An 18,905-nucleotide genomic window follows, 5' to 3' on the forward strand; every position below is an offset into this window, starting at 1 on the left:
AATTTGATGAATTTTTTTACTCTTATATTCATTAAAATTAGGTATAATGAGATTATTTTTATACCAAAAATAACTTTCATTTGGCATGTTTTCAGAATCTCCAGCATCAGCTAAAATAACAATAGGAGATTGCAATCCTTTTGCCGAATGAACAGTCATAAGCTTTATACCATCCAAATTACTATTGTCTAATATAATTTCAGAATTATCTTGAATCCACTCAATAAAAATTTGTTTATTGCCTAATAATAATTTCTCAAATTCTGAAACTTTCTCAAGAAAAATATCAATAATTTCATGACAATTTCGTCCAAACTCTTGGTAAAAATTCTTTATAAATTTATAACTATATAGCAACTTATTGTAAAAACCATGTAATGATTCTTCTTCAAAATCGCATTTAAATTTTATTAACTCTTTAGCAACTTCTGGATAAAAAATCTGAACTCTATCCCAGATATTTTGATTATTTCTATCAAATGATAATTTAAAAATATCCTTCTCACTAAATTTAAAAAATACTGACTTTAATAAACTAACTAAATTCAAATTATCCTCAGGCAATAAGAAGAATTTAACGATAGCAAGTAAATCAAGAATAATTAGATCATCACTAAAATTTATTTTACAAGAGTCTGATACTGGAACATTATTTTGCTTTAAACTATCTTTCAAATATTTCATTTTTTCACACCTTTTCCTAAATAAGACCATAATGTCCTTAGGAATCTTTTTTTCACTTGTATTTTTTTGATTTAATAAGTTAATAATAAAATTTGATATTTCTTGTGAATTTAAAAATTTAGTATTTATATATTCATCATCTTTTTTTGGTATTTTCCAACCTTCATCTTTTTTAACTACTTTATTGCTATTGGGTAAGTGCTCTATAATCTTAACTATCCCCTTACCTTCTTTTATTGCTATATGCTTAAGTTTATCAATAAAACTAATAGAATTAAAAACTTGATCGACACCGTAAAGTATTTCTTTTTTTGAGCGAAATGAGTAATTTAACTCCAAATAGTCCCATGATTTAGATAATTTAATAAATTCAGTTTTATAAAATTTATTAACTTGTAAAAAATATTCTGGATCAGCACCTTGAAACCCATAAATTGATTGTTTATAATCACCTACAATAAAGATTGATGAATTATAACTATAAATGCTTCTTATAATTTTCTCGATTAAATCCCACTGAAATTTACTTATATCTTGCGCTTCATCAATTAATATATGGTTAAATGCTAAATTTAAAGAATATAAAAATGCTTCAATATCCTGGACTTTATTTAGTGCTTCTAATGTTTCTATTATCAAATCATCATATTCTAAATAACCAAAATTATGTTTCAATTTTTCATATTCAATAATAACTTCATTTAAAATAATAATAATAGCTTGCATTAATTCAGCTTGCTCTTGTGAAGATTTTTTCTCTAAAAATTCGATTATTCTGATTTGTTCAGCCTTATATTGCTCAATTAAATCTGGATTATCCTCTCTTATTTTTTTGTCAAAAGGTATTCTGCTTCTAGGAAGCATAGCTTTAGTTAAAAAACAATTGAGATAATCATGAAAATTATCCTCTTTAAAGCCACTATCTCCTTCGATCCAATTAAAAATAATATTTAATACATCATCTTTTTCACATATATTAAGTACGTTTCTAAATTCTGTATCCGTATTATTAAAAAATTTGTTTAATAATTCAGTTTTTGATACACTTTTTGTATTATAAAATTCATATTGCTCATTAATTAAATCCTTAATTGAAGCTTTTGAATTTATAAATTCAAATACTTTTTGTTTCTGATAAAGAACGTCCTTTAGTAAATTTAATAAACTATAATAATCATATTTTACTGAAACTTTTATTAACGCAATATCAACTTCTAATTTATGTTTTGATGAATTAATCACCATATCTAAAGCATTTTCAATAAGCTTTTTTCTTGAATAATCATCAATAATCTTTAAATCATCTATGTTATCTTCATCTAAAAACTTCAATTGATTTAACAGATCAACACAGAAAGAATGTAATGTTTGAATTCTAAATTTATCTAAGTTATCTAAACAGTGATTATAAAGCTCTTTAGCTCTTAAGATTTGATTATTAGTAACTTTATCATTAAGCAATATTAGCAGATACTCTTTTAGTTTATTATCATTAGTTAAATGCCATTTTTTCAATTCATCTTTAAGTCTTTGCATCATTTCACCAGCAGCAACATTAGTAAATGTTAGACATAAGATATGCTCTATTTTCTCATTATTCAGCAGAAGCTTTAATATTCTATCAACAAGTGTTTTTGTTTTCCCAGTCCCAGCTGAGGCAGCAAGATAAACATTGTTTTTAGGATCAGATGCAATATTTTGAATATTTAACGAAGAAGAATTATTTTTAATCATTTATTTTGATTGAATTAATAAATGCCTACTTGCAATAATTGAAGTTAACATTTAAATTAACAGACGTAAAATTATATAAACTATATATTTAATGAATAAAACTAACTTTGCAATAAATGGCGTTGGAAGAATAGGAAAAAATGTTTTAAGAAGGTATATCGAAGGTGATTATCCAAATTTAAATTTGGTAGCTGTAAATTTTGGCGCATCCAACATAAAATCAAAACTTCATTTGTTAAAATATGACTCATTACATGGAATTTTTAACTTTATCGATCAAATTGAAGAAGATAAGATTATTATAAAAGGAAAATCAATTAAAATAATTAAAGAACACAATTTAAATAATATTAATTGGGCACAATACAATGCAGATCTAATTTTAGAGTGTACTGGAAAATTCAATAATAAAGAATTATCATCGATACATATAAAGCAAGGGGCAAAAAAAGTTATAGTCTCAGCACCATGTAAAGATGCTGATAAAACAGTTGTTTTTGGTGTTAATCACAATACCCTCTTCAATAATGACAAAATTATTTCAATTAGTTCATGTACTACAAATTGTTTAGCACCTATTGCCAAAATCCTTGATGACAATTTAGGAATAAAAAGCGGCTTTATGACTACAATTCATTCATATACTAATGATCAGCGTATTATTGATGGTGGACATAAAGATTTAAGAAGGTCTCGAGCTGCAGCATTATCAATGATTCCAACATCAACAGGAGCTGCTAAATCAATAGGGTTAATTATACCTCATTTAAACGGCAAATTAGATGGTGCTGCAATAAGAGTTCCTACACCAAATGTTTCAATGATTGATTTTAGCTTCATATCCAACAAAGAAACTTCTGAACAAAATATCAATAATATAGTAAAAGAAAATGCAAATAATAATTATAAAAATATAATTGATATTGTTGAGGAGAAATTAGTTTCTATAGATTTCAATCACTCAACTAGTAGTGCAATCTTTGATATTAATGAAACAAAAGTAGTAAATAAAAATTTCTGTAGGATTGTTTCTTGGTATGATAATGAATGGGCGTTCTCATGTAGAATGCTTGATGTTGCAAATTTTATAGCTAAATTATAACTAAAATTAACATGAAAAATATTAGTTTTAAAGATATATGCAAAGACGATATAATTGGTAAGAAGGTTTTTTTAAGATGCGATCTTAATGTGCCATTTGATAATAATGGCGTATTATTAGATGATACTAGAATTAATAATATTATTCCAACAATAAAATTTTTATTAAAACACAATTGCAAAATTATTTTAGCAAGTCATTTTGGCAGGCCTAATGGAGAATACAAAGAGGAATTTTCACTAAAAAAACTAATTCCATACTTGCAAGAGTATTTAAAAGTAAATGTTCTCTTTATAAATGACATCTTATCCAGTGATAGTATTAAGCAGGTAAATAACCTACAAAGCAACGAAATAGTATTACTAGAAAATCTAAGATTTTACCCTGAAGAACAAATAAATGATACTAAATTTGCTAAACAATTAAGCAAATATGCAAATATCTATATAAATGACGCATTTTCGTGTTGCCATAGGGAGCATTCTTCAATATGTGCAATTACTAATTTTTTACCTTCTTATCCTGGCTTATCGTTAATGGAGGAGTTAAAAAGCCTAAGTTTAATTTATAATGATAATTACAAGCCTCAGACACTAATTATTGGTGGGAAAAAAATTTCAACAAAGATAAAAGTATTAAATCATTTAGCAAATAAAGTTGATCGCATATTTATTGCTGGAGCAATGGCAAATAACTTTTTAAAAGCTCTAGGTTATGAAGTTGGAAAATCATATTTCGAAGAAGAATACCTTAATGAAGCTAAAAATATCTATGAAAATTATAAACAAAAGATAGTTCTTCCACATGATTTTGTTGGAAAAAATAATAATAAAATTTTTATAAAAAATATAAAAGATATAAATAAAGAAGATTGTATATTAGACATAGGTATAAAAAGTTGTATAAACCTAGAAAATATAATTGAAAATTCCAAAATTTTAATTTGGAATGGTCCCATAGGGTTTTATGAAGAACAATACTTTTCTATTGGTAGCTTATATGCTGCAAGAACTATAGCATACCACACTAAAAATAATAATTTAGTCAGCATAATCGGGGGTGGTGATGCTGTAGCAGTCGCTAAAATGTCTGGCTTAAAAAATCATTTCTCTTATATTTCATCTGGTGGAGGAGCTTTCTTAGAAATAATTGAAAAAGGAGATTTAATAGGGTTTAAAAACTTAAAAAGGAATTAAATATGAAAAATGCTGTTGTATTATTAAGTGGTGGGTTAGACTCTTCTACAACACTTGCACTGGCAAAAGAAAGAGGTTACGCCCCATATTGCATGAGTTTTGATTACGGTCAAAAGCAATTAATAGAATTAAAATCCGCTCGCAAAGTCAAAAATTCTATTGCACCTGAAGCAGGACATAAAATAGTTAAAATAGACTTAAAAACATTTGGAAATTCTGCAATTACAGATAATATAGATGTTCCTAAAAATCGCTCAGAAAAAGAAATTTTAAGCAAAATACCTATAACATACGTTCCTGCAAGAAATACCATATTTTTATCTTATGCTCTAGCATATGCAGAAGTTTTGCAAGCTAATGACATATTCATTGGAGCTAATATATTAGATTACAGCGGATATCCTGATTGCAGGCCTGCATATATTGAAGCATTCAATATTATGGCAAACTTAGCTACATCAAGAGCTGTAGGAGGAGAAAAAATAAAGATCCATGCTCCACTTATACAGTTAAACAAAGCTCAAATTATTGAAGAAGGCTTACGACTTGAAATAGATTACTCTATGACCTTATCATGTTATAATCCTGATGAAAATGGATATTCATGCGGAGAATGTGATGCATGTATTTTGAGATTGCAAGCTTTTAAAGAACTTGGCAAAGATGACCCTATAAAATATATTTCACACAAATAACATGCATGTTAACTCTTCAGCACTTGGTAAGAAATCTATTTATACTGATAAATATAATCCCTCACTATTATTTGCCATTCCAAGAGTGGATAAGAGAAATGAAATTGGTATAGATAATAATAATATTCCATTTTACGGATATGACATTTGGAATGCATATGAAATTTCTTGGCTCAGGCCTGATGGAAGACCAGATATTGCTACCTCCGAAATAATTTATTCATGCAGGTCTGAGTATATCATTGAGTCAAAATCTTTAAAATTGTATTTAAATTCATTTAATGGCACTATTTTTAAATCTAAAGAGCATGTAAAAACCACAATAGAACAAAATTTATCTCATAAATTAAGCACCGATGTTATAGTTAAATTAGAAGACATTAATACAGAAGTTACTTTAAAAAACCCTGAGGGAAAAAACATTGATAATTATTATGACAAAAAACTTGATAATTGCAAAATAGAGATAACTGATAAAACCATTGTTCAAGATGAAAAAATATATACTCATTTGTTAAAATCTAATTGTCCAGTTACAATGCAACCTGATTGGGGAACTCTAATAATAAATTATTCCGGTGCAAAAATTAATTATTCAAGTTTAATAAATTATATTATTTCACTAAGAAACTTAAATGAATTTCATGAACAGTGTATTGAAAAAATTTACATGGATATATATAGAAATTGTAAAACAACTAATTTAGAAGTATATGGCAGATATACTAGAAGAGGAGGCATTGATATTAACCCATATAGATCAACTAAAGATACACCTATTCCTGAAAACATAAGAACATATAGGCAGTAAATTTACACTTTTTAAAAAATGGGAAGAAATTTATCTAATCACAAAAGAGGAATAGATGCTGAAAACATTGCAATTACCTACCTAAGCAACATTGGATATACCATTTTTAAACATAGATATAAAACTAAATATGGTGAAATTGACTTAATTGCTTATAAGAAAAATCTACTAATATTCGTAGAAGTAAAAAATAGAAAAAAATTACCTAACTATGATATTATTTTAAACAAACAAAAAACTAGGAGCTGTGAGACTGCAATGTATTTTTTAGCTCAACACAATTAATTTCATAATTTTAATATGAGATTTGATTGCTTTTTATTAGATAGATATGGTAACTTCAAGTATGTAGAAAATGCATGGGACGTTAGCGAATCAAAGCTTATGGGTGTTTTATGATCAATCTTCGCGAATTTAATGGCAAAAAAATTGGAATATTTGGATTAGGAAAAACTGGCACAGGTTGCCTTAAGGCATTACTTAATACAAATGCTCAAGTAACTGCATGGGATAACAATAAGCAAAGATTCTTAGATTTAAAAAATGATATTTCTAGTGATAAAAAAATTTACTTTTCTGATGTCATAGACCCTATTGATGTTAAAAAGCTAGATTTTGTTATCGTTAGTCCTGGTATACCTTATAAATACCCTAATCCACATAAAATATTCACTATATGTCAAAAACATAATATCCCTATAGTAACTGATATTGATCTTTTATTTAAAGCTTGTCCCAAAGCAAATTACATAGGTATTACAGGCACTAATGGCAAATCAACAACAACCTCTCTTACAAATCATATTATACAATCCAATAATTATAAGTCTGCCTTAGGTGGTAATATTGGCATTCCTGCACTTAACTTACCAAATTTCAATAATAATAATGAACATTATATTTTAGAATTATCATCTTACCAACTTGATTTAATGCTCAATTATAAATTTAATATTGCCGCATTATTGAGTATAACTCCAGATCACTTAGATAGATATGAGTCTTTTGAAGATTATAAAAATGCAAAATTAAGAATTTTTAACAATCAAAAACATAATGATTTTGCAATCATTTCACTTAATAATCACATTAATCAAGATATTTATAACCAACTTATAATAAAAAGAAATCAAACAATAATTCCAACATCTAATCAACAACTTCTCAAAAAAGGTGTTTCTGTAATTAAAGATAAGCTTTATGATAATTATTTTGAAAATCAAGCATTTAACCTAGATTTACCGAGTAGTCTAATTGGTGTACATAATGCAGAAAACATTGCAATAGCATATACTATTGCAAAAGTAATAAAACTGAATTCAAAACAAATTATAAGGAATTTTAGTACATTTATTGGATTGCCACATAGAATGGAATTATTTCTTAAAACTGAAAAATTATCATTTGTAAATGATAGTAAAGCAACTAACATTGCCTCTACTAAAGAAGCATTAAGCTCATTTAAAGATATACACTGGATTGCAGGAGGTATTTTTAAAGAAAGAAATCTTGAAGGACTCAATTCAAGCTTAAAGGAAGTAAGACATTGCTACCTTATCGGACAAGATTATGAAAAATTTATTCCCTTATTAAAAAAAAATAAAATACCTTATTCTATTTGCAATAACTTGAAGAATTCTATCCAGGAAATTAAAAATACCGTTAAAAGCGGAACTATATTATTGTCCCCATGTTGTGCATCATTTGATCAATGGAAAAATTTTGAAGAAAGGGGAAATGCTTTTAAAAATTTGATTCTTGAAAATTATTCATGAATAATTAGTTATCCTCTATAGAAATTTTAACTAAATAACTAGATACTATAATTGTTATAGCTATTGTTAAACAAAAAATAGCCCCTAATAGTAGTATATGCAACCAATCATTTGATATATAGCATAATATACTGATTATTATCGTCGGTATATTAACAAATATTGATATTAATATTTGAGAAACTTTTTTTTGAAAGCTTAGAAGGAAAGAGGAAGAAAAAATTGAATTTACAACTATATTAATAACTGTAAAAATTTTAATAAGTATTAACTGCAAAATATTATAATTATTAAACCCGTAAGACATCAGATCAAATAAAATTGTAAGTGATGTATATAAAGCTGCATAAAATAGAATAGATGCAATAATTTTTGATATTATAAAATATTCTAAAATAATGCCAGTTAATATAAACTGTTCAAATAACCCTTTTTTATAGTCATTTAACAGTATTAATTCTGAGGATAAATTTATCGAATAAATAATTAATAATATTTCAATAACCTTAAACGTTTCAAAGTTAATGAAATCTCCTTGTAAAAATTTTAGGATACAAAGAGATGATATAAATAAAAATATACTTGTGAAAACTAGATGCTTATTTTCAAAGAAAACTTTTAGCTGCTTAAAAAATATTAATAAAAAAACCTTATGAATTGGCGCGGTTAAAAATTTTAAATTACTGGTCATTACAAAAATCTTGTAAATTTATCTCTGACATATTTTCTATTTTAATATTTTGATCATGATCTACTATTATTACTATACCTCTTTGCATACATCTTGCTTTTATAAGATTAACTAATATATCTTTCGCTTGGTAATCTAAACTATTAAATGGCTCATCTAACAACCAAATCTTAGCACTACATAACAAAAGTCTAGATAATAAAACTTTTTGCTTAAACCCCTGAGATAACTTATACACCTTGGTATGAATATATGGTTCTAAATCAAAAGTTCTAATGGATGCTGGTATATTCATTTCTTGATCATAAAGCTTGCCCCAAAATTCAAGATTTTTAAGTACAGTACAACTCTCATCTAATACATCAGTTTTACCAATATAAAAAATTAACTGATAAAATTCTCTTAAAGCTAGTTTTATATTAACAGAATTATAAAAAATATCACCAGAGTTTTTAGGAATTAAATTGGCTATTATCTTCAGTAAACTCGTTTTACCAGTCCCATTTTTACCTCTAATAAATAAGCAAGAGCCATTAAATATGGTAAATCCTAAACCTGAAAATAATAATTTTTTGTTCCTAACTGCAGAAATATTACTACAAGTCAGCATCTTTTGAAATTTTAATTATTATTAGCATTTGATTTATATTGTTCATATAATCTTGCATATTCTCCGGAATTCAATATTAATTCATCATGATTACCTGACTCTTCAATTTTTCCATCTGATAACACAAAAATAACATCTGCAGATTCTATTGTAGAAAGCCTATGAGCAATAACAATAGTAGTCTTATCTTTTTTCAAATAATCCAATGCCATTTGCACTTTTTTTTCAGAAATAGCATCAAGAGAACTTGTCGCTTCATCAAGAAGTAAAATTGGGGCATTTTTAAGTACAGCTCTTGCTATTGCTAGCCTTTGTTTTTGCCCACCAGAAAGTTTAACTCCGTTTTGTCCAATACTAGTATTATACTGATTTGGAAGTTCAGTAATAAATTCATGTGCAGCTGCAATCATAGATGCATCTAAAATTTCTTCATCTGTTGCATCAAGTTTTCCATATCTAATATTTTCCATTATTGTATCATCAAATAGGTTAACATCCTGACTCACAAAAGCTATATTCTTTCTTAAAACATCTAATCTAATATCATTAATATTTATATCACCTATACAAATATCTCCACTACTTACATTATACAATCTTTGAAGTAAATTTAAAACAGTAGTTTTTCCTACCCCAGAACCGCCTACTAATGCAATTGTCTGACCTTGTTTAATATCAATATTGATCCCATTAAGAATATTTTGTCCAAGTTTATAAGAAAAAAACACATCAGAAAATTTAATATTATACATTTTCAAATCAGTTATAGCCTGAGTTTCATCTATTTTAGCTTCTGGTTCTACATCAAGCATTATAAACAACCTTCTTGAGGCAGCTAATCCCTCTTGCATTAATGCATTAAGCCTAGATAAAGCCTTCAAAGGTTTATATGCTAAAAGTAGTGCAGTTATGAAAGATAAAAATTCACCTGAAGTAGTTTCTTGAAAACCAACGTAAAAAATTAATACTGCTATTACTAAGCCTCCTAATATTTCCATTATTGCCGAAGGAGATGATTCTACATATGCTGCTTTTTTAAATATAGATAAAAATTTATCTATAATAGTTTTTGCCCTATTAATTTCAAATTCCTCTCTACAATAAGACTTAATTAATTTAATATTCTGAAAAGTTTCATCTAATCTAACTGTAAAATCTCCCATTTTTTCTTGCATATTTTTAGAAATTTTTTTCATTCTTTTTCCTAACCTTATTACTGGATAAAATGCCAAAAGAAAAAAAATAACAATAATTAATGTTAAACTAAAACTTTGTTTAAACATCAATATAACTAATCCAACCAAAGTAAAAAACTCTTTAATAATACTAGTATAGATTTCTATTGTTGAATTTTTTAGAATATTAATATCATTTGTAAATCTAGATATGAGATTTCCAGATGGATGTTTTGCTAAAAATTTAAGATCTGCATATATTAGATGTTCATATAGCTCCATTTGTATGTTTGATGAAATTTGCTGCCCCACCCGCTTCATAATTATAGAGTCATAAAATGAAGCTACCCCATTTATAATAAAAATTAAAATCATTACTATAGGTATCAAATAATGCATTGTAGAATTTTTACCTACAATAACATAATCCAAAGCTGGCTGAACAACCCATGCAAGGAAAGTTGTAGCAGATGCTGAAACCAACATGCATAATAAGGCTAATGATAATCTTTTTCTTAGTGGCCTTATGTAATTTTTGAATAACCTATTAAAAAGATACCAACTACTATCATACTTATTTTCTAATTCTTTTTTCACTTTAAGATGTTACCTTCGTCCAAATTTTCTTAAAAATAGACGAGTTATCGTTATTTTGTTTATTTGTATTTTTCATACCATTATTCCTATTTTTTTTCCTTTTTCTAAAATTTGTTTTTAGCGGCCTTTTTGATTGCATTTTTATATCATTAATGTTGCCATCATGTTCAACAATATTCTCTTCAAAATTATTAAAAATTTCTTTATTTCCAATATTATCTAAATCATTTAGTAAAAAACTCTCAGGTCTATTGTATCTACGATTCTTTACAGTAGCTATGTTAGAAGTTTGATGAAATATAATTTTATAGTTTTCAGGAGAAATTATATCATCAATACTTAAATGAATTTGAATATTATAAGAATTTTCTAAAAAACTTAATTCATTTTTAAAGTTATTCATTAGATAAGTTATAATATCGCTAGCAGCTATTATACTTACTACTTTGGCTTTTTTCCTTGAAAGCAAAAATGTAAGCTTACCTATTAACAGAGTAGCAATTGAACTATTTAACGTTATCCTACCTTTCCCTAAACAAGTTGGACAAATCTTTGAATTTGCCTCTATAAAGCTTTTCCCAACTCTTTGCCTAGACATCTCTAATAGACCAAATTCACTAATTCTACCAATCTGGACTTTCACTTTATCATTCCAAAATGCTTTTTTAAACTCCCTTTCAACTAATTTTTTATTTTGCAATTCAAGCATATCAATAAAGTCTACCACAATTAAGCCTGATAACCCTCTAAATCTAACTTGTTTAGCTATTTCTACTGCTGCTTCTAGGTTAATATTCAAAGCAGTATTTTCTATACTATACTCTTCTGTGTAAGTTCCAGAATTAACATCAATAGAAATCATCGCTTCTGTTGTATTAATTACTAAATATCCCCCTGATTTTAATTTTACAACATTCGAATAAAGATTACTTAATTGTTCTTCTACCTTATACTTATGTAATATAGGTACTTTATTAGAATATTCTTCTAATTTCTGAATATTTTTAGGAATAAAAATCTTTAAAAAATCAGAAACTTTTTTATAAGCTTTATTACCTGAAACAATTATTTTTTCCACTTCGCTTGTATAATGCTCTTTTATATTATTAATTAATATATCACCTTCTTCATAAACAAGAGATGGAGCAAAAGATGAAACAGCTGAATTCTTTATCTTTTCCCAAATATTAATTAAATACTCAAAATCCCTCTTAATTTCTACTTTAGTTCTGTGAGCAGATGCAGTTCTAAGAATTAGACTTGACTCACTATAATTTTCTAATAACTCACTAGATATTTTTTTTAACCTCTCTCTTTCTTCCTCATCATCTAATTTTCTAGAAATACCTATATTGTTTTTAAATGAATTAGGTGAAAAAACACAGTACCTCCCAGATAATGAAATATAAGTAGTTAAAAAAGCTCCTTTATTACCTCTTTCTTCTTTTTCAACTTGAACTAGTATTATTTGATCTTTTTTTATTACCTCTTGTATTTTATAATTATCATATAATTCACTAACAAATTTATCTGGATACTCAGAAGCATTCGAAGAATCATCTTCATTATAATTAGATTTATTCTCTTTAATTTTATTTAATAATTGTTCCTTATCTCCTACTGGTATTTGATAATACTTTGGATGAATCATTTCAAAAGATAAAAATCCTTTTTTATCATTCCCATAATCGATAAAAGCTGCCTGTAAAGATGGCTCTATTCTACTAACTTTACCTAAATATATATTCCCTTTAATTAGCTTAGTATTAAAATTTTGGTAATAAAATTCTTCAAGCTTACCATCAGCAGCTATCAAAATAAACTTAGTTTCTTCTGGATAAAACGCATCAATTAATATTTTTTTTAACATTTATTCTTCTCCTTATAATTTTTTAATTCGTTACAACTGATTACTTTTATATAAAATTAATTCAAATCATAATTTGACATTTAAAAGACTATTATATAGTTTTTACCTGATTTGTGGTCAGCGCTTATATTTTTGCATTCTTTTAAAGTCTGCATAATTTTATTCGTATAGATTATAATTGAAATAAAAAAAAATGATAGTTTAAATAACATGAATTTAAAATTTATAGATTTTTATTCTTATAAGAATTATGGTTTTTTATTTAGCATTATTTTTACTATTGCTACTATTATTGGCTATATATATGCAGGCTTAAATTTAGGAATAGATTTTAAGGGTGGGCTTATAATAGAAGTATCTTCAAAAATTCCTTACAAATTAAAAAATCTTTTAATAGAAAAATATAACCAATTAGTTATTCAAAAATCTGGACAAAATTTAGTGATTAGATTGCAAAATATTAATGATAATAACATTAATGTTAAAACTGCAGATAAAATAAAATCTGAGATAATAGAATTAGATAAAGATGCATTATTTACTAAAGTTGATTTTGTGGGACCAAAAATTTCTAATGATTTAGTTAAGAAAGCAATTTATGCATTTATTTGCTCATTATTAGTTGTAATGATATATATTTTATTACGATTTAATTGGAAATTTAGCATAGGCGCTATACTAGCTTTAATTCATGATTTAACAGCTGCAATTGGTTTTTTTATTTTCACAAGATATGAGTTTAACTTAACTTCAATAGCAGCAATACTGACAATTATAGGGTATTCAGTAAATGATAGCGTAGTAATTTACGATAGAATAAGGGAAAATTTATCTACTAATAATACTACTGATTTTACCTCCAATATAATTAATCAAAGCATTAATGAAACTTTATCAAGAACTATAATGACTTTTTTAACTACATTTGCAACTTGCCTTGCATTGTGGTGCTTTGGTGGAGAAAGCTTAGAGAGTTTTAGTGCAGTACTTACATTTGGTATTGCATTTGGTACTTATTCCTCTATATTCATATCAGCTAATATATTGCCTTTCATTACTAGAAAATAATTTTACTGTAAAATGAATTTTAAAGAACTATTTAGAAAAAAATCTTTTGGGAGCTTAAAAAAAGAAGCTAACGCTTCTAAAGGACTAATAAGAAGTCTAGGCCCAATACAATTAATATTATTAGGAATTGGAGCAATTATAGGTGGCGGTGTATTTGTACTAACTGGATCAGCAGCATTTCATCATGCTGGCCCAGCTATTACATTATCTTTTGCTTTAAGTGGTGTTGTCTGCATATGTGCAGGCTTATGTTATGCTGAATTTGCTTCAATGATACCAGTTTCAGGAAGCTCTTATACTTATGCTTATGCCACACTTGGTGAATTACCAGCTTGGCTAATAGGTTGCTCATCTATACTTGCTTACTTTTTATCAGCAGCATCTGTAGCTAATGGATGGTCAAGTTATTTCATAGGTCTATTAGAACATTATCACATTTATTTACCCGTTAAATTTACTAATATAACTGGATACGAATATACTGACATAACTGGAAAAATTCAAAAAGCACTTTTTAATGCTCCAGCCTTTGTTATTTCTGTTATAACTATGTTTATTTTAGTAAGAGGCACAAAAGGATCTTCTGTTGTAAATGGAATAATAGTATTTATTAAAATGGCAATATTACTCCTTTTTATTATCATAGGAGCAACTAAAATCGATTTAAGTAATTGGACTCCTTTTATACCAAAAAATACTGGTACCCATGGAGAATACGGGGTTTCAGGGATAATCGCTGGGGTTTCTATTGTATTTTTAGCATTTAACGGATTTGATTCTGTTTGCACTGCTGCACAAGAAGCAAAAAATCCTCAAAAAAATTTACCAATAGGAATTATTGGAGGAATTATTATAGCTACTTTAACATATATTTTAGTAAGCGCAGTTTTAACAGGAGTTGTAAGTTATAAAGATTTAAATACATCACAACCATTTGCAATTGCAGCAAAACAAATGAATACACCTATATTTTTAATATTTGTTAAATTAGGTGCTGTAACTGCTATAACATCAGTAATATTAGTTCACCAATATGCAATAGTGCGAATGATATACTCAATAACACAAGATGGGTTATTGCCAAACTTCTTAAAAAAGATTCACAAAAAATTTCATACCCCTTATATTGCTACAACAATAGTAGGGCTTTTAATGGGATTAATTAGCGCAACTGTAAAATTAGAAGAACTTGTAAAATTAAGCACTTTTTTTATATTATTGACTATTATCATAATATGTTTTAGCACAATACTTTTAAGGTATACTCAACCGAATTTAAAAAGAAATTTCAAATGTCCATTAGTGCCTTGGGTGCCTATATTAGCGATAATATTAACTGGGCAAATTTTACTAACGTACCCTTTAATAACTGTAAAATATGCACTAATTTGTCTAATAATATGTACAATTTACTATTTATTTTATGGAAAACAAAAAAGCAATTTTAAAAAATAATTTTAAAAGCCTTTTTAAAAAAAAATCTGTTAAACAAATAAATTTAAAAGTATTACAGAATAATAAATTAAAAAAAAGTTTATCTTTATTACAAATAGTATCATTAGGTATAGGTGTAATAGTTGGAGCCGGTATATTTGTTTTAACTGGTATTGCAGCTAGCATGCATGCTGGGCCAGCCATTACATTATCTTTTGCTTTAAGTGGTGTTGTCTGCATATGTGCAGGCTTATGTTATGCTGAATTTGCTTCAATGTTAAAAACCTCTGGAAGCTCTTATTCATATATATATGTTACTTTTGGAAGGTTTCCTGCTTGGATTATTGGTTCTATATCGGCTATTGGATATTTTTTAGGAGCAGTTTCTGTAGCAGTAGGATGGTCTGGTTATTTTATAGATATTCTTAATACCTTTAATTTCAATATTTCACAAAAATTCACATCTCCAACAGGAACAAAATATATGCTAGATAATAAACATTTTTATTCTTATCTAGATTTACCAGCATTTGCAATTTCTCTAATATCAGCATTCATTCTTTATAGGGGTATATCATTATCCTCAATTATTACTACTATATCAGTTATTATAAAATTATCAGTACTGCTTTGCTTTGTATCTATAGGAATATTTTACATAGATATCAATAACTGGATACCTTATATTCCTGAGAATCAAGGAAAATTTGGAAAATATGGTTATTCTGGAATAATTGCTGGAGTTTCTATGGTATTTTTAGCATTTAATGGCTTCGATTCTATATGTACTTCAGCTCAAGAAGTAAAAAATCCCAGAAAGAATATACCTTTAGGTATAATTATTACAATAATCTTGGTTACAATTATATATATAGTAACTTCTGCAGTAATGACAGGATTGATATCATATAAGCAATTAAATGCTCCACAGGCATTAGCATTAGCAGTTAATAACATAGGTCTACCTTGGCTTAATTACATAGTAAAATTTGGAGCACTTGCCGGCTTAAGCTCTGTGATAATTGTTAGCCAATATACAGTTACAAGAATGCTTTTAAGCATGTCTGAAGATAAATTATTGCCAAATGTTTTTACTAAAATTCATTCAAAAAATCAAATACCACATATTATTACAATGATAATTGGCTTTTCTATGGCTATACTTGCAGCAACAACTAACTTGCATAATGTAGTGAAGTTAAGTAGTTTTTTTATTATTATAACGGTAATATCAATTTGTTTAGCAACTATAATTATGAGACATACTAAATCAAAATTAATAAGAGGATTTTATTGTCCTTTAATGCCTATACCTCCTATTATTGCTATTATATTATCTTTATATATAATATATTCATACCCTATTCAAATTTATTTAAATGCTATTATTATTTTAATAATTTTAGCAGTAATATATTTTTTAAAAAAACATGAATAAAGAATTTGAATATATATCTTATAGATCACGAAGAAATAAAATCATAACTGATAATCAATTTTATCAATCACTTTGCAAATTTTCATTTCAAAATCATATAGAATATATGTTAAACACAAACCAATTATTAAATTTAGAAATTGGATTTGGATCAGGTGAATTTATTTTTTATAGAGCAAAACGAGATAAAGATAATATATATATAGGCAGTGAAGTTTATAATCCTGGAATTGCACAATTACTTAGCAAAATTGAAAAAAATAACGTAGATAATATTTATATTTTTAATGATGATGCACGCGATCTATTAAATAAAATTCCTAATAAGTTATTTAATAATATATATATATTATTCCCAGATCCTTGGCCAAAAAAGAAACATTTTAAAAGGCGATTAATAAACACAAATTTTTTGAAATTTATAGCAACAAAATTTTCTTCAAATTTATTTATAATCACTGATCATTTAAATTATGCAGAAAACATATTATATGATGTCTTACAAAGCAATTGTTTAACAATAAAAAAAATGAAAATTTCTAATACAAGTTTTTTCAGAACAAAATATGAATCTAAGGCGTTAAAAAATTTAAATACTATTTTTAGCTTTGCACTTACCCATAATATAGATAATCATGTCCTATAAAGACACTATTTATGCATTATCTACTCCTTATGGAAAATCTGGGATAGCGATTATAAAAATTTCTGGACCGAATGCACTAAAAACTTTACAACATTTAAATTTTAAAAAACACCCCAAAGAAAGAGTCGCAACCCTGGGCAAAATATATAATAAAAATTTAGAAATTATTGATGAAATTATTGTAATTTATTTTTCTAAAAATAATAGTTATACTGGAGAAGAAACATTAGAATTACAAACTCATGGAGGAATGGCTATTATTAACTCTATTTTTAATGAACTTAGTTCTTTTAATTTTTTGCGCCTTGCACAAAATGGAGAATTCACTAGAACTGCACTTGAAAATAATAAAATATCTTTAAATAAAGCTGAATCACTTATAGAATTAATCAACGCTGAATCAGAATTTCAACGAAAAATTGCTATAAGAAATTATAATGGAGAGCTGGAGCAATGTTATTTATCATGGCGCAATAATTTAATTAACTTGCTTGCTATTTCTGAAGCTTACATTGATTTTCCTGATGATCTTTTAAACAATATGGAGATTAAGAAATTAAATGATCAGATAAAAAAGTTAATAAATGAATTTAATGCAAGTATACAAAATTTTAAATTTTCTAATAAATTAATGACTGGGATTAACATTTGCATAGCTGGCCAAACAAATGTTGGAAAATCAACTTTAATGAATTTTTTATCTAAATCAGATACATCAATTATTTCAGATATACAAGGCACTACAAGAGATGTAGTAAAAACCAAAATTGAAATATCTGGAATACCAGTAATTTTACATGATATAGCAGGTATACGCGAAACCTCAGATAAAATTGAAAATATTGGTATAAAAAAAGGCAAAAAAACAATAAAGAATGCAGATATTTTAATTATAATGCTTGATGCAAATAATTTAAATGATCTGAATATATTTTATACAATAGAACAATTAGTAAACTTTGATACAAAAATACTAATATTAATTAATAAAAATGATCTGTTAGATATCAATTTGAATAAAAAAGATATATTTAAGAAAAAACTTAACAAAATTTTTGTCAAATATGAAGATATACTTTATATTTCACTTATAAATAATAAATTCCATAAATTAATTTCAAATACTATAATAAAAATATTAAATCATTTTATTTCTTTATCTGGTACAAATTTAATTACAAATATTCGACATCAAGAAAAACTTGAAAAATCTGCAGCTTATTTAAATAAAGCTTTAAAAGCAGTTAATTTGGAAATTAAATCTGAAGAAATAAGGTATGCAGCAAAAGAATTAGGAGCTATATTGGGTGAAATTAATTCAGAAGAAATATTTAATAAAATTTTTAGTAGTTTTTGTATAGGAAAATGATATAAATAGA

Annotated in this window: 16 protein-coding genes; 11 read left to right on the plus strand and 5 right to left on the minus strand. The window is 26.3% G+C overall.

Annotated elements, in window-relative coordinates:
• On the minus strand, positions 1-2,418 hold a 2,418-nt coding region (locus h2es_RS03025), incomplete at its 3' end, for a UvrD-helicase domain-containing protein (RefSeq protein ID WP_154511295.1).
• Between the two features lie 91 nt (positions 2,419-2,509).
• Between h2es_RS03025 and gap the strand changes: the two genes are divergently transcribed.
• The 6 genes from gap to murD all read left to right on the plus strand — a co-directional run bounded on the left by gap (position 2,510) and on the right by murD (position 7,997).
• Complete coding sequence (gap, locus tag h2es_RS03030; protein ID WP_154511297.1) at positions 2,510-3,520, plus strand: type I glyceraldehyde-3-phosphate dehydrogenase; 1,011 nt, start codon at positions 2,510-2,512, stop codon at positions 3,518-3,520.
• A gap of 11 nt (positions 3,521-3,531) precedes the next feature.
• Positions 3,532-4,716, plus strand: coding sequence for a phosphoglycerate kinase (locus h2es_RS03035; protein ID WP_154511299.1), 1,185 nt, complete (start codon positions 3,532-3,534; stop codon positions 4,714-4,716).
• Between the two features lie 2 nt (positions 4,717-4,718).
• Entirely contained in the window at positions 4,719-5,411 is a 693-nt protein-coding gene (gene queC, locus h2es_RS03040; RefSeq protein WP_154511301.1) for a 7-cyano-7-deazaguanine synthase QueC, read from the plus strand.
• A 1-nt stretch (position 5,412) separates the two neighbouring features.
• Positions 5,413-6,222, plus strand: a complete 810-nt coding sequence (queF, locus tag h2es_RS03045; RefSeq protein WP_154511303.1) for an NADPH-dependent 7-cyano-7-deazaguanine reductase QueF — start codon at positions 5,413-5,415, stop codon at positions 6,220-6,222.
• A gap of 18 nt (positions 6,223-6,240) precedes the next feature.
• Positions 6,241-6,507, plus strand: a complete 267-nt coding sequence (locus h2es_RS03050; protein WP_154511305.1) for a YraN family protein — start codon at positions 6,241-6,243, stop codon at positions 6,505-6,507.
• Positions 6,508-6,617: 110 nt separating this feature from the next.
• The gene (gene murD / locus h2es_RS03055) at positions 6,618-7,997 is read left to right on the plus strand and encodes a UDP-N-acetylmuramoyl-L-alanine--D-glutamate ligase (protein ID WP_154511307.1); all 1,380 of its coding nucleotides are present in this window, start codon (positions 6,618-6,620) and stop codon (positions 7,995-7,997) included.
• A 4-nt stretch (positions 7,998-8,001) separates the two neighbouring features.
• Here the strand turns inward: murD and h2es_RS03060 are convergent, their stop codons facing one another.
• Genes h2es_RS03060 through h2es_RS03075 form a run of 4 tightly spaced genes read right to left on the minus strand, consistent with a single transcriptional unit; the run spans position 8,002 to position 12,940 of the window.
• Positions 8,002-8,688, minus strand: a complete 687-nt coding sequence (locus h2es_RS03060; protein ID WP_154511309.1) for a hypothetical protein — start codon at positions 8,686-8,688, stop codon at positions 8,002-8,004.
• On the minus strand, positions 8,678-9,298 hold the full coding sequence (ccmA, locus tag h2es_RS03065; protein WP_154511311.1) for a heme ABC exporter ATP-binding protein CcmA: 621 nt from the start codon (positions 9,296-9,298) through the stop codon (positions 8,678-8,680). The genes h2es_RS03060 and ccmA overlap by 11 nt, the downstream gene beginning before the upstream one ends.
• A gap of 11 nt (positions 9,299-9,309) precedes the next feature.
• Positions 9,310-11,070 (minus strand): ABC transporter ATP-binding protein, encoded by a 1,761-nt coding sequence (locus h2es_RS07875; RefSeq protein WP_154511313.1) that lies wholly within the window; start codon positions 11,068-11,070, stop codon positions 9,310-9,312.
• 1 nt (position 11,071) lies between these two features.
• Positions 11,072-12,940: an Rne/Rng family ribonuclease gene (locus h2es_RS03075; RefSeq protein ID WP_154511315.1), complete on the minus strand. Its 1,869-nt coding sequence runs from the start codon at positions 12,938-12,940 to the stop codon at positions 11,072-11,074.
• 210 nt (positions 12,941-13,150) lie between these two features.
• Here h2es_RS03075 and secF point away from each other — a divergent pair, with 210 nt between their 5' ends.
• The 5 genes from secF to mnmE are packed head-to-tail and all read left to right on the plus strand — an operon-like array spanning position 13,151 to position 18,895.
• The gene (secF, locus tag h2es_RS03080; protein WP_154511317.1) at positions 13,151-14,008 is read left to right on the plus strand and encodes a protein translocase subunit SecF; all 858 of its coding nucleotides are present in this window, start codon (positions 13,151-13,153) and stop codon (positions 14,006-14,008) included.
• Between the two features lie 12 nt (positions 14,009-14,020).
• On the plus strand, positions 14,021-15,463 hold the full coding sequence (locus tag h2es_RS03085) for an amino acid permease (RefSeq protein ID WP_154511319.1): 1,443 nt from the start codon (positions 14,021-14,023) through the stop codon (positions 15,461-15,463).
• Complete coding sequence (locus h2es_RS03090) at positions 15,432-16,880, plus strand: APC family permease (RefSeq protein WP_154511321.1); 1,449 nt, start codon at positions 15,432-15,434, stop codon at positions 16,878-16,880. Before h2es_RS03085 ends, h2es_RS03090 begins: the two co-directional genes overlap by 32 nt.
• On the plus strand, positions 16,873-17,526 hold the full coding sequence (trmB, locus tag h2es_RS03095; protein ID WP_154511323.1) for a tRNA (guanine(46)-N(7))-methyltransferase TrmB: 654 nt from the start codon (positions 16,873-16,875) through the stop codon (positions 17,524-17,526). The genes h2es_RS03090 and trmB overlap by 8 nt, the downstream gene beginning before the upstream one ends.
• A complete protein-coding gene (mnmE, locus tag h2es_RS03100) occupies positions 17,516-18,895 on the plus strand; it encodes a tRNA uridine-5-carboxymethylaminomethyl(34) synthesis GTPase MnmE (RefSeq protein WP_154511326.1) in 1,380 nt (459 codons plus the stop codon). The genes trmB and mnmE overlap by 11 nt, the downstream gene beginning before the upstream one ends.
• Positions 18,896-18,905: the final 10 nt, after the last annotated feature.

The organism is Rickettsiales endosymbiont of Trichoplax sp. H2, assembly GCF_009690945.1.
GTDB classification, from domain to species: domain Bacteria; phylum Pseudomonadota; class Alphaproteobacteria; order Rickettsiales; family Midichloriaceae; genus Aquirickettsia; species Aquirickettsia rohweri.